Genomic DNA, 12,325 nt, shown 5'->3' with positions numbered 1-12,325 from the left:
GGTGCAAGGCCGGCCGGGAGCGGCTCGCGCGGCAGCGTGCGCCCTTCTTCGCCGTACCCCGCGCCGATCGCCGCCAGCGCCTCGAGCCTCACGGCACGGGCCGCTTCCGACCAGAAGGGGTCGGCGGCCGGGGCTTGGGGGAGGCGGGCGAGAGCCTTCACCGGCTCGCCGGTGGCCAGCTCGAGTTCCGCCCGCACGACGGCCGCTCCCTCTGCAGGGACCGGGCTTCCCGGTGGCGTGGCCATCGGTCCGAGCCCCGCCAACAGGCCACGGGCCGGTTCCGTGCGGCCGCAGGCGATCAGGGCCCGAGCCAGCCAGAGGCGCCTGGGGATCCGGATCTCGGGCACCTCCACAGGGGGAAGCAGGCCGGCCGCGAGCCCCGCCCGCTCGCAGGCCGCGGACAGGTCGCCCTTGGCACGAGCGATGCGGGCGCCCAGCGAGAGCAGCTCGGGATCGTCGGGATGGCGCTGCAGCGACGCCCGGACGATGCGGTCGGCCTCCGCCGTCCGTCCTTCGGCGAGGAGGAGCCGGGCGCGCATCGCCTCGAACGCGCTGTCGCCGGGCAGCACGCTCGCGCGCAACGCGAACCAGCCGGCGAGCCCCGCCGGATCCTCGCTGGTCTCGAGGAGCAGAGGGACCAGCAGGGGGCTGCGCGCCCCGGCGGTGACGGCCGTCAGCAACAGGCGGTGGGCCTCCTCCCGGTGGCCGGCCGCCTTCTCGAGCACCGCGAGGGCCACCGAGGCCGCGATGTCGCGCCGGAGGCGGCGCACCCGCTCCCGAAGCCTGCCGCGCCACGTCTCCGCCAGCTCCTCCCCTGCGCTGGCGGCGACCAGGCCGAGTCCCCGGGAGGCCGGGACCCAGGCCGGGAAATCGCGCGCGAGCGCGTCGAAGGACTCGAGCGCGCGCTCGATCTGTCCCGCACGCGCCTGGCGGCTCGCTTCCGCATAGCGGGCGACGCGGTCGTCGGCGGGCGCTCCCGGGGCCTGGGCGAAGGCCCCGTTCACAGCCGTCGCAAGAGCGAGCGGGACGAGAAGGGTGGCGAGCCGCATGAGCGCCCATTCTGGAACGCCCCGCGTCGGCGATCCAACACCGGCCGCCGGGCCGGCTCCCGGTGCGGCACCGCGGGGCGCCCGGCGGAAAGTGCGGGGAAAACCGCCAGTCCTCTCGCTCCTGCCGATCGCGACGCTCCTCGCCGGGGTTCTCCCGAACGAGGAACGTTGCGGGTCGGTGTGCCCGCCGGCGAGGGCTTTCTTCCGCGGGCGGTCGCCCGCGAGCTGCCGGTGCGCGGCGCGTCCGCCCGCTCGGGCGCCGGAGGCCGGTTCTGCCCGGTTCGCGGATCGCGGGCATCTTCCCGATGCCCCGGCGAAGCGGCCGGCTCCGCCGCTTCAAGCCCTTCCGCGGCGCGTGGCGGTCGCTGCCCGGCGCGGATGTCGCGGGCCTCCGAGGGCTCCGGCGCACCGCGTCCCGAGAGTCTCCTCGCGACGGTCCGGCCGGGACGGTGGAGAGCTTCGAACCGGAGGGGCCCATGCCCGGAGGGCGGGGCGCCGGAGCGCGGCCCCGGGGCCGGCCGGGAACCGGCCGCCGTTCCCCTTGTCCCGTGGCGATCCGAGGTGCGGTGTCGGCGAAGGGGGCGATTCCCGCGCCCGTGGGGGCGAGCGCGCGAAGCGGCCCTCCGGGAACGCGCGAAGGCTCCGGCGCTCGATCGTTGGTGCCCTCTGAGCGATAGAACCGGCGCCCGGTCCCCGAAAGACAGCGGCTCCGGTCCGAGCGAGGTGCGTCCGCGACGGTGCGTTTCCCGATCCAACTCGTCGCCGTCGAAGGCTTTGCGCTCCCCGACCGGTCCTCGCCGGCCGATGCGGCCGGAGCCCGCTTCTTTTCATCGGGTTGGATCCGGATTCGCACCATTGGGGAAGCACCTCCGTCGGAAGAGGGGCACGCCCCGCGCCGAAGACCGCACCTCCCGGAAGGCGCCTGCCGATCGGTCCCGGACGCCCGGCTCGCACCGGGGCTCGTGTCCGGCGGCCCGCCGGCGGCGCGGGGCGGTTCGCGCGAAGAAGGTGCGCCCCCGATGGTGCGCGACGTCCCGCATCTCGAGGGAAGCCCGGGGTGCTGCGCCGGTCTCGCGGGGAGCGGGCCATTCGAGGCCGTAGCTGCGTGGCCGCCGACGACTTCGGCGCGAAAACGCGCCATCGGGGATGCACCTGACGCCGAAGAAAGACGGGCGCGGCGGAGAACCCTGGGAGGGACGGGTTGCTGCGGATGGGAGGGTTCCGGGTTCTCCGCGCCGCGCCCGCGAGAAGCCCTTGGCAGGTCGGAAAGGAGAGCCTCTCTCTCGGTGGCCCCAGAATGCCCCGGCCAGATCCGTTCGGGAATGTCGGGCCGGAAGGAGCCGCGGGGAGAACGCCGCGGTCGCGTGCGGTGCGCGTGCCGCGGCCTTCAGCCGGCCCGCAGGGCGGCGCCGCTCCAGGTCAGCCCCGCACCGAAGGCGACGAGAAGGACGATGTCTCCCGGCGCGATACGGCCGGCGCGGACCAGCTCGGCCAGCGCGATCGGAACCGAACTCGAGGCGGTGTTCCCGTAGCGCTCGATGTTGACGTACCACCGGTCCTTCGGAATCCCGCTCCGGTCGATCATCGCGCTGATGATCCGGAGGTTCGCCTGATGGGGGATCACCCAGGCCACGTCGCCGGGCCCGAGGCCGGCGCGGCGCCTGAGCCTGTCGAGGACTTCCACGCCCTTTTCCACGCCGAAGCGGAAGATCGCCCGGCCGTTCATCTCGATCGCCAGCGGGGCGTGACTGCGGACGCCGTTGAGCGGGCGGCCGGCGCTTCCCCCAGCCGGCACCCGGAACAGGTGCGCTCCGGAACCGTCCGCGCCGAGATCCACCGCGAGCAGCGACCAGCACCGCGCCGCCGGATCCTCCGGCGCCCGCTCGATCAGGAGCGCAGCGGCGCCGTCGCCGAACACGAGCCGCGTCTTGGGGTCGTCTTCCCGGATGTAGCGCGTCGTCAGATCGGAGGCGACGACGAGAGCCCTCCGGAACGGCCCGCTGCGGATCATCGACGCCGCGGTGACCAGAGCTGCGACCCCCCCGGCGCAGGCGGCGTTGATGTCGAACGCACCGGCCCTGACCGCGCCCAGCTGCCGGGCGACGAGGGGAGCGGTGGGGCAGAGCGGGAAGTCGGGGGTGTAGGTCGACAGCAACAGAAGGTCGATGGTCTCGGGGCGGCCTCCCGCCGCCGCGAGCGCGGCGGCGGCGGCCCGGGCGCCGAGAGAGGAGGCCGAGTCGTCCTCCTCCGCGACCCTCCGTTCCTCGATGCCGGTCCGCGCCGCGATCGACGCCGGGTCGAGGCCGAGAACCCGCCCCAACTCGCGGTTGTCCAGGACCCTGCGGGGGAGCGCCACCCCCACGCCCGGGATGAGAAAGCGGGCCAGCGGTGAGTTCATGCGGGCCTCCGGCGGCCGCTGCGGACCGCCCTGAAGATACGGCCAAACGCGGAGGCGGCCAGAGGAGGTCAGGGGAGGAACGCGTCGGGCTTCGCCAGCTTCTGGGGGAGGTACTCCTCGATCACGTAGTTCAACCCCCACTTGGCCAGCGCCTGCTGCTCGGCCCGCACCCCCATGCGGAGCAGCTTCTCGAGGGCCCGCCGCCAGGCCGGGTACGTCTGGAAGAAGGGGTCGTTCTTGAGCGCGTCCTTGGCGCGCTTGACGTCCACGTCCTTGAGGGGATGGGTCGGCAGCTTGTAGGTCTCGATATCGTCCGGCGTGACGCCGAGGAACCTCGCCTGCGGGACGCAGAAGAAGCGTGAAATGTGAGCGGCGTTGCCGGACCCCACCTTGAGCGTGCGGTAGATGTTCGAGATCCCGTACGGATCGCAGTCGACGAACGCGAACACCGGGAGCCCGCACTCGTCCGCGAGCTTCCTGATGAACCGGCGGGTCGCCCGCGTGGGCACGCCGGCCATCGAAACGAGGATGCAGTCCGCCTTTTCCCAGAAGCGGTGGCTCTGCAGGCGCTGGAACATGCCGCCCGTTTCGATCGCGAGCACGAACTTGGCGTCGGTCTCGAACGAGAGATGTTCGACGAGCGACGGGATGCTGTAGGCCCCCGAGCCGAACTGGGTGCAGTCGATCCGATGAACCTGGCCGGTTTCGTAGTCGGGGTCGTGGACGATCAATCGTCCGGCCACCGCGCCGCCGTGCTCGTCGGGGATGAAGCGGAGCTGCTCCCGGGAGATGCCCTCGATCGAGAACATCGCCTCGATGTCGTCCATGACGGTGTCCGACTCGCTCTGCTCCTGGAACGCCGCTTCTTCCCAGTTCTTCGACTGGTAGTAGGCGTCCCGCTTGGTGGCGAAGTCGTCCGTCTCCACCAGCTCCTTGGACAGGGCCATCATGCGGAGCGTCTGGGCGAAGGTCCTCACCGTCGACACGGTGAGGGTCCGGTTCTTCCGGGAGCGGCCGATCTCGAAGTAGCCCTTCTTCTTGTCGTACCGGACGTTGGACAGGCTCCGCACCGGGAACGACATCTCCGGCTTCGTGCCCGCGAGGATCCGCTCGTGCACTTTGCGCGCCGTGGCGACGATCGCCGCGATCGTCTTGCGGTCGAGCTTCTTCTTTTCCGCCGCCGTCGGAGCGCGCCGGCCGGCGGCCGGGGTCGAACTCCCCTTGCCGCGGCCGGCGGCCGATCCCCGGCGGGCCGCGGCCGCCTTCGTCTTTCCTTTGGTTTTCCGGGCCATCGCGGGCTCCGCGCGGCGCCGCGCCGCGGTCGGGAAGTCTCTCACCGCCGATCGGGGGCTGCAACGCGACCGCCCGCGCCGCTTCACGGCGGGCGTTTCGATCGGGCGCAGCGATAATCACGGCGCGCCGCCGCACCGGCGGAGGAGGCCGAACCGGGGATGTCCGCCGCAGGCCGACAGGCCGCACGCCAGCCGCTCGCCGGGCGGGCCGCCCGGTGGGGACGGCAGCTCGCGTGGCCGGCGGCCTCGATCGCCGCCGGCCTGCTCGTCGGGGCGCTGTTGGAGGTCGGGGTGGTTCTCGCCGGGGGGCGGTTCGACCCGTGGCTGGTGCAGCAAAGCGTCCTGTTCGGCGCCGCCGTCGGCGTCGCTGCGCAGGCGGGCCGCCGGTTCGTCGTTTCCAGCTCGTCCCGGATACCGGTCCCCATCCGTTACGGAATCCTGCTGCTGGCGGTGATCGGCGGCGTTCTCGCGGCGGCGATGTCGTCGATCGCCCTTCGCCCGGCCGTCCTCTGGACGGCGCAGCGCTGGCCCTTCGTGGCGCTGGTGGGACTGAACACGGTGTTGGCGGTCTCGGCGGTCGGCGGGCTCGTGGCCTGGGACGCCCTCCGCCGCGCCCTCGCCCGCGCCCTCGACGAGGTTCGGGCCAAAGAAGCGATCGAGCGCGAGATCGCCCTGGCGCGCGACGTCCAGCTCCATCTCCTGCCGGACCGGGGACCCGCCGTCGCCGGCTACGAGTTCGCCTTCACCTGCCGGCCGGCGAGGACGGTCGGGGGCGATTTCCTGGACTTCCTCGAGCTGCCGGGGGGTCGCGTCGGCGTCGCCATCGGCGACGTCGTCGGCAAGGGGATCGCCGCGGCGCTGCAGATGGCCAACCTCCAGGCACTGGTCCGGGCCCTGGCCCCGCGCGAGGGCGAACCGGCGTCGCTCAACGCGGCGCTTTCATCCGCCGTGGCGGCGGCCAGCGACACGGGGCGCTTCGTGACCTTCGCCTACGCCGTCCTCGAGCCGGCATCGGGAGAGGTGCACTACTCGCTCGCCGGGCACCATCCCATCCTGATCGCCGGGCCCGACGGGGTGCGCGCCCTCGAGCGGGGCGGTCTTCCCCTCGGAGTGCTCCCTGAGGCGGCGTACGACCAGGGCCGCGATCGGATCGCGTCCGGGGAGCGGCTCGTCATGTACACCGACGGGGTGGTCGAGGCTCCCGCCCCGGACGGCGGCGAGCCCTTCGGGGCCGAACGGCTCCGGCAGGCCCTGTCGGCCTGCGGCGGGGAGTCCGCCGAGGCGACCGTGCGGCGGGTGCTGGCCGCGTTGGAGTCCTACGCCGGAGGCGGGCCGGCGGCCGACGACACGACCCTGCTCGTCGTGCGGCGGCTGGAGGAGGCGGGATGACACCGAGCCGCGGTGATCCGGCGCGGCGGCCGCTCCGTCGCGTCGCGGTGGAGATCCTCCTGGCCGGGGGACTCGGCGGCGGTGTCGGAGTTCTCGTGGGGGTGCTCGCCGGGGTTCTCGAGGACAACCGTCTCGATGCTCCCCTCCTGGGCTTCGGCGCCATCAGCGGCACGCTCGCTGGCGTCTTGGCGGTGGTGACCGGGCGCGAGATCGTGCCGCGCCTGGTCGGCTTCAGCTTCCCCGCCCGCGCTGCCCTCACGTTCCTGACGCTGGCCGGCGGCGCCTTCGCCGCCACCGGACTCGGCTTCTGGCTCTTTCCGTACTACAGCGTCCACGCCCTGCGGTCCGTGATCCTGGTGGCCTCGGTCAACGGCCTACTGGCTCTCGTGGCGGGGGAACTCGTCTTCGTGTACGAGAACCTGGCGGCCCGCCTGTCGCGGACCCAGGAGCTGCTCGCGCGCGAGCGCCTCGCCCAGGCGGAGGCCCGCGAGCGGGCCGCCCGCGCGGAGCTGAAGGCGCTGCAGGCGCGGATCAATCCCCATTTCTTCTTCAACGCGCTCAACACCGCTGCCGCGTTCGTCAGCGAGGATCCTTCCCGCGCCGAGGTGCTCCTCGAGCGTTTCGCCGACCTGTTCCGCTACGCCTTCCGCCGCGGAGGGGAGCGGGAGGTACCGCTGGGGGAGGAGCTCCGCTTCATCGACGATTTCCTCGAGATCGAGAAAGCGCGGTTCGGCGACCGCCTCGCCACGCGGCTCGAGGTCGAGCCCGGTCTGGCGAACGAACCGGTCCCCCCGTTGATCCTGCAGCCGCTCGTGGAGAATGCTGTGCTCCACGGGCGCGACGCGGAAACCGGCGAGGGCCGGGTGGTGATTCGCGCCCGCCGGAGCGAGCGCGGCGGGCTGGTCCTCGAGGTGGAGGATCGGGGGCCGGGACCGGGGTCGCTCTCCGGGGGTGCGCTGCCGGCGGGGCACGCCCTGGGCAACATCGCGGCGCGCCTGGCTGCGGCCGGCGCGGGACGGGTCGAACTCCTCCCGGCGCCGGGCGGCCGGGGAACCCTGGCCCGCGTCACGCTCGAGCCACGTGCCGGGCGCGGCGAGGAGGAGGCATGAGGCTGAGGGCGGTGATCGTCGAGGACGAACCGCCGGCGCGGCGCCGCCTCCGGCGGCTCCTCGAGGAAAGCGGCGTCGTCGAAACGGTGGCCGAGGCGGACACCGTCCGCGATGCCGTCGCCAAGATCGAGCGCCACGATCCGGACGTGGTCTTCCTCGACATCCGGATCCCCGGCGGGGACGGTTTCGAGGTCATCCGCCGGCTCGGTGAGGTGCCGCCGGTGATCTTCGTCACCGCCTACGACGACCAGGCGGTGCGGGCCTTCGAGGAGGACGCCGTCGATTACCTCGTGAAGCCGGTGACGGCCGAGCGACTCGGGCGAGCGTTGGACCGGTTGCGGCGGAGACTCTCCCGCGGAGGCGTCGCCACCGCTCCGGTCGAACTCGCGGCCCGTCGGGGCGGGATGCCCGCGCGGATCCTCGCACGGCGGCGAGGCCGCGTGATCCTCCTCGATCCCGCCGAGGTCTCCCACGTCTCCGCCGACCATACGCTCGTGTTCGCCTGGAAGGACGGGCAGTCCTATCTCGTTCCCAAGACGCTCCAGGCGCTCGAAGCGGAGCTGGCGCCGCACGGCTTCCGCCGCACCCACCGGTCCGCGCTCGTCAACCTCGCCTTCATCGGCGCGGTGCAGCCGGCGGAGTCGGGGAACTTCGTGCTCGAACTGGCCGACGGGCGGCGAACGAAGGTGCCCCTTTCCCGGAGGAGGGCCAGGGCCCTGCGCAAGGAGATCGGTTTTTGACCGGCGCCGGCCGCGGCCGACTGGCGACCGTTCGGGCCGCTGTCCGGCACCGTTGGCCGCGCACCGGCGGCGGCGGCGCCGCTCGGGGTGCCATCGTCGAGGAGAGGACAGCCGGCGGCGCCGCGCCGCCGGCGCGGGGGATCTCGAGGATGCTTCCGATTCTGCTGGCGCTGCCCGCCCTGGCCGCGGGGACCGTTCCGGTGGCCGACGCGGTGCTCGATGTCGGCGACGGATCCTCGGCCCGAACGGGCGGAGTCCACGCGGCGGCCGGAGACGTCGTGGCGGTTTCCCGGGGGAAGAGGATCGACGGCGATCTGTACGCGGCGGCCGGAACCGTGGCGATCGACGGAACGATCGACGGCGATCTCCTCGTCTCGGCCGGTACGGTGGTGGTGGGGGGAGCGATTCGCGAGGACCTCGCCTCGTTCAGCGGGACGCTCCGCGTCACGGGGCAGGTCGGTGGCGACGTGCGCGCGTTCGGCGGCCGGATCGAGCTGGAGGGGGAGGTCGCGGGGGATGTTCTCGCGTTCGGGGGCGAGGCGCGGGTGCGGCCGGCCGCGCAGGTCAACGGGACCTTCCTCGCGCGGGCCGCCGACATCGCGATACGGGGCACCGTCAACGGACCCGCCGACCTCGCGGGCGGCCACGTTCGGATCTCCGGGCCGATCCACGGCGACGTGCGCGTGCGCTGCGACGAGCTCGAGATCGACCCGGACGCCCGGCTCGACGGGGATCTGCGATACCACACCAGGAGCCGGGTGGAGATCCCTCCCGGCGTCGTCTCCGGGGAGGTCTCGAGGATCGAGCTCGGTGGGGAGGAGCTGGAGGCGGAGCGGATCGGAAGGCGGATCGCCGAGGGACTCCGCCGCGCCTGGAGGCTCTTCCGGGCGGCCCTGGCCGTCTACTTCGCGGCCGTCGCATTGATCGCCGGCGCCCTGATGTGGCTGTTCTTCGCGACCTTCGTCGAGGGGGTGCTGGACCAGGCCGCCGACATGAACGGAACGGCGGTCTCCTTCGGGGTCGGACTCGTGGCCCTGTTCGTCATGCTCGTTCTCGGAGTGTTCTGCTTCGTGCTGCTCCCGCTCGCGCTGGCGGTCTGGTCGGCGCTGGGAGTGCTCGTCTATGCGGGCGGTATCCTCGGCAAGATGATCGTCGGCCGAGCGCTGCTCCGCCCGGTGATGCGCCGTCCCGCCCACCCGCTCCTCGCGCTGCTCGCGGGCGTGGTGGTGATGTTCCTGGTCGAGCTGGTTCCCTACCTGGGGACTCTGGGTTGGTTCGCCGTCACCGTCACGGGAATGGGAGCCACGCTCCTGCGGATGCGCGGTGGGGCACCCGCCGCCGCGGCACCCGCCGCCGCCTCCTGAGCCGCCGGCGCGGGCCCCGATGATCCGGCTCGAGAACGTCTCCCGGACGGTCCCCGGACGGACGCTTTTCGAGGGCGTGCACTGGACGATTCATCCCGGCGACCGGTACGGGCTGATCGGCCCCAACGGTTCCGGAAAATCGAGCCTGCTCCGGATCCTCTGCGGGCAGCTCGAACCGGACAGCGGCCGCGTCCACCGGCGAAGAGGGCTTCGCGTCGCCTACCTGCCCCAGGAGGTCGAAGCCGAGCTGCCGCCCGACGCGCCGCTGATCGAGGCCGCCCTCGCCGGGGCGGCCGAGCTGAAGGAGATGGCACGCGAGCTGGCGGAACTCGAGGCCCGGATCGCCGACGCGTCCGGCCCGGAACAGGAGGCGCTGACGCGTCGCTACGGGGAGCGCCGGGCGCTGTTCGAGTGGTACGGCGGCGACGCGATCGAGGCTCGTGCCCGGGCGGTCCTCGGCGGCCTCGGTTTCGCGCCGGACGACCTCGGCCGGCCCATCCGCAGCTTTTCCGGCGGATGGCGGATGAGGGCGCTCCTCGCGAGGCTGCTTCTCGCCGGAGCCGACGTGCTGCTCCTCGACGAGCCCACCAACCATCTGGATCTCGAGGCGCTCGCATGGCTCGAGCGGCACCTCTCCGGCACGCCGGCCGCCCTGGTGATCGTCAGCCACGACCGTGTCTTCCTCGACCGCGTGACCGACCGCACCGCTGACCTCGCCTGCGGGCGGCTTCGGATCGCGCGCGGCCGTTTCAGCGAATGGGCCAGGCAGCGCGAAGCGGAGCGACGGGAGGCGGGGCGGCGGCTCCGGAGGCTGAGGGAGGAGGCGGCGCGGCTGTCGCGCTTCGCCGAACGCTTCGGGGCGAAGGCCTCCAAGGCCTCCCAGGCGCGGGATCGCGAGAGGAAGCTCGCCCGCGTGCGAGAAGAAATCGCCCGCATCGAGGTCGAAAAGGACGCGGCGGTGCGGCTCGCCTGGCCGGAGCCCCCTGACGGGCCGGATCCCCTCGTCGAACTCGACGGCATCGGCAAGCGCTTCGGCGACCGGCGGGTGCTCGAGGATGTCGCCCTCGTCATCCGCCCCGGGGACCGCTTCGCCGTGCTCGGCCCGAACGGCGCCGGCAAGACCACGCTCCTGCGGATCGTCGCCGGAGAGCTGCCGCCCGATCGAGGCCGGCGGATCGCCGGCCGCGGGCTGTTGGCCGCCCGGTTCGCGCAGCACCAACTGGAGGCGATGGACCCCTCCCGGTCCGCCCTCGAGTGGGCGCGGGAGTCCGCTCCGGAAAGAAGCGAGGAGCACGTGCGGGCGGTTCTCGCCCGGCTGGGTCTCGGCCCGGAGCAGGCGGCCCGCCGGATCGGCTCCCTTTCGGGCGGGGAGCGGGCGCGGCTCGGTCTCGCGCGGCTGATGCTGCGTCCCGCGCACCTGCTCCTGCTCGACGAGCCCACGAACCACCTCGACCTTCCTCTCCGGGAGGCGCTGGAGGCCTCGCTGGCCGGATGGCGGGGGGCGCTCCTCGTCGTCAGCCACGACCGCGCTTTCCTCGAGCGCACGACCCGCGAAACGCTCGCGGTCGAGAACGGGCGGGTCGTCCGTCTCGACGGCGGCTGGTCACGGTGGCTCGCCTGGAGGGCGGAACGGCGGGTATCGGGAGGAGCGGAGGCGCCGAGTGCGCACCCGCGCTCCCGGGCGGGGAGGCGGGCGCGTGCCGAGGCCCTGGCGCGCCGGAGCCGGGAGCTGCGGCCGCTTCGCGAGCGCGCCGCCGCTCTCGAGCGCGAGATCGAGGCGCTCGAGCGGCGGAAGAGCGAACTCGACGGGGCGCTGGCCGATCCGGCAACCCATCGCGACGGCGAGGCGATGCGCCGGCTGGCGCGGGAGCGGGCGGAGATCGACCGGAAGCTCGCCGCAGCCTACGCGAGCTGGGAGGAGGCGGCCGCCGCCCTGGAGGAGGCGGGCGGCTGAGACCGCCCCGAACGATGGCGGGCTCCGGCCGGGAGGCCCGCGCGGCGCCGGCGGACGGCCCGCACCCCGAGGCGCCGGCGCCGGGCGCAACTCCCGTGCTGTCAGCGGGCGGCGCCTCGAAGGCGAGCCCGGAGCGCGCCGCCCGTTGCTTCGGGGGCCGCGGAGATATACAAAGGCGGCCCGACCCGCACGGAAGAGGATCCCCATGAAACGATCGCGATGGACGCTGCCACTGTTGGCCCTCGCCGCCCTTTCTGTCCCCGCCGTGGCCCAGGAGGGCCGTTGGGCCGTTTCCGCCGGGCTCCAGGCCGGGGGCGATCCAGGCGGAGCGCTCTCCGCCAACGCGGCGGCCGAGTTGGCGGGCTGGTTCGTCCTCAACGAGCACGTCGACGTCGGGGCCCGGGTCTCGGCGCTCGATTTCGACGCCGATGCGGTGGAGGCGGGCGGAACGACGCTGCCCGGCGGCAGCGTCAGCGTCGTGCCGTTCGAGGCGGCGTTCCGCTATTACCCCCTCGGTTCGGACCGCGCCTGGTACCCGTTCGTGGGAGCGAGCGTGGCGACCGCGGCGAGTGCCGACTACGACGGCGACATGGCGGGCATCCCGCCCGAACTCGGCCTTCGCTTCGCGACGGACGCGAGCGGGGACTCCGTCGGTTTCGGCGCCGAGGCCGGGATCCGGTGGGACCTGTCCGACCGCTGGTTCCTCGAGGGCGGGGTGCGCTACCTGTCGCTGGGGATCGACCGCAGCGGTCGCTTCGAACTCGTTCCGGGACAGTTTTCCCCCGAGGTGGCGGTGAGCGAGGATCTCGACGCGGCGCGGGTGGCGATCCACGTGGGGGTCTATTTCTGAGGCACGCCGGGCGGTGCGGCGGCCCGGCCGTCCCGCCCCACGCGGAGGTGCGAGGATGTCGAGCTCCAGGTTGAGAAAACGGCTTCGGGCCGGTCTGGTCGGGCTGTCAGCGCTGGCCGCCGCCGCTCCGGCGGCCGCCGCCGGTCCCGCGGAGGGGGCCGGCGCGGTGCGCGGGGGGCG

The 12,325-nt window shown here is 73.5% G+C and carries 9 protein-coding genes; 6 read left to right on the top strand and 3 right to left on the bottom strand.

Going from position 1 to position 12,325, the window contains the following annotated elements; translation table 11 throughout:
- The 3 genes from D6718_10580 to D6718_10570 form a co-directional block, all read right to left on the bottom strand.
- The coding region (locus D6718_10580; GenBank protein RMG44178.1) for a hypothetical protein at nt 1-1,049 on the bottom strand (1,049 nt) is incomplete at its 3' end.
- Nucleotides 1,050-2,436: 1,387 nt separating this feature from the next.
- Complete coding sequence (locus D6718_10575) at nt 2,437-3,447, bottom strand: ketoacyl-ACP synthase III (protein ID RMG44177.1); 1,011 nt, start codon at nt 3,445-3,447, stop codon at nt 2,437-2,439.
- Between the two features lie 68 nt (nt 3,448-3,515).
- Nucleotides 3,516-4,739 carry a DNA topoisomerase VI gene (locus D6718_10570; GenBank protein ID RMG44176.1) on the bottom strand — a complete coding sequence of 408 codons (1,224 nt, stop codon included), beginning with the start codon at nt 4,737-4,739 and terminating at the stop codon, nt 3,516-3,518.
- A gap of 159 nt (nt 4,740-4,898) precedes the next feature.
- On the opposite strand from D6718_10570, the gene D6718_10565 reads away from it, so the two are divergent.
- From D6718_10565 to D6718_10540, 6 genes are all read left to right on the top strand, one after another.
- Entirely contained in the window at nt 4,899-6,128 is a 1,230-nt protein-coding gene (locus D6718_10565) for a hypothetical protein (protein ID RMG44175.1), read from the top strand.
- Entirely contained in the window at nt 6,125-7,237 is a 1,113-nt protein-coding gene (locus tag D6718_10560) for a hypothetical protein (GenBank protein RMG44174.1), read from the top strand. The genes D6718_10565 and D6718_10560 overlap by 4 nt, the downstream gene beginning before the upstream one ends.
- Nucleotides 7,234-7,977, top strand: coding sequence for a DNA-binding response regulator (locus D6718_10555; protein RMG44173.1), 744 nt, complete (start codon nt 7,234-7,236; stop codon nt 7,975-7,977). Before D6718_10560 ends, D6718_10555 begins: the two co-directional genes overlap by 4 nt.
- Nucleotides 7,974-9,341, top strand: coding sequence for a polymer-forming cytoskeletal protein (locus D6718_10550; protein RMG44172.1), 1,368 nt, complete (start codon nt 7,974-7,976; stop codon nt 9,339-9,341). Before D6718_10555 ends, D6718_10550 begins: the two co-directional genes overlap by 4 nt.
- A complete protein-coding gene (locus D6718_10545; GenBank protein RMG44171.1) occupies nt 9,301-11,295 on the top strand; it encodes an ABC transporter ATP-binding protein in 1,995 nt (664 codons plus the stop codon). The genes D6718_10550 and D6718_10545 overlap by 41 nt, the downstream gene beginning before the upstream one ends.
- Before the next feature lie 205 nt (nt 11,296-11,500).
- Nucleotides 11,501-12,145: a hypothetical protein gene (locus D6718_10540; protein RMG44170.1), complete on the top strand. Its 645-nt coding sequence runs from the start codon at nt 11,501-11,503 to the stop codon at nt 12,143-12,145.
- Nucleotides 12,146-12,325: the final 180 nt, after the last annotated feature.

Source organism: Acidobacteriota bacterium (assembly GCA_003696075.1).
GTDB lineage: Bacteria > Acidobacteriota > Polarisedimenticolia > J045 > J045 > J045.
The sequence above is the reverse complement of the archived record's forward strand: the minus strand, read 5'-3'. Positions and strand labels throughout refer to the sequence as shown.

What these genes read in the sequence shown, in the direction of transcription:
- D6718_10540 (RMG44170.1), top strand. Translation starts at nt 11,501, where the DNA reads ATGAAACGATCGCGATGGACGCTGCCACTGTTGGCCCTCGCCGCCCTT.
- D6718_10560 (RMG44174.1), top strand. Translation starts at nt 6,125, where the DNA reads ATGACACCGAGCCGCGGTGATCCGGCGCGGCGGCCGCTCCGTCGCGTC.
- D6718_10565 (RMG44175.1), top strand. Translation starts at nt 4,899, where the DNA reads ATGTCCGCCGCAGGCCGACAGGCCGCACGCCAGCCGCTCGCCGGGCGG.
- D6718_10570 (RMG44176.1), bottom strand. Translation starts at nt 4,739, where the DNA reads ATGGCCCGGAAAACCAAAGGAAAGACGAAGGCGGCCGCGGCCCGCCGG.
- D6718_10575 (RMG44177.1), bottom strand. Translation starts at nt 3,447, where the DNA reads ATGAACTCACCGCTGGCCCGCTTTCTCATCCCGGGCGTGGGGGTGGCG.
- D6718_10555 (RMG44173.1), top strand. Translation starts at nt 7,234, where the DNA reads ATGAGGCTGAGGGCGGTGATCGTCGAGGACGAACCGCCGGCGCGGCGC.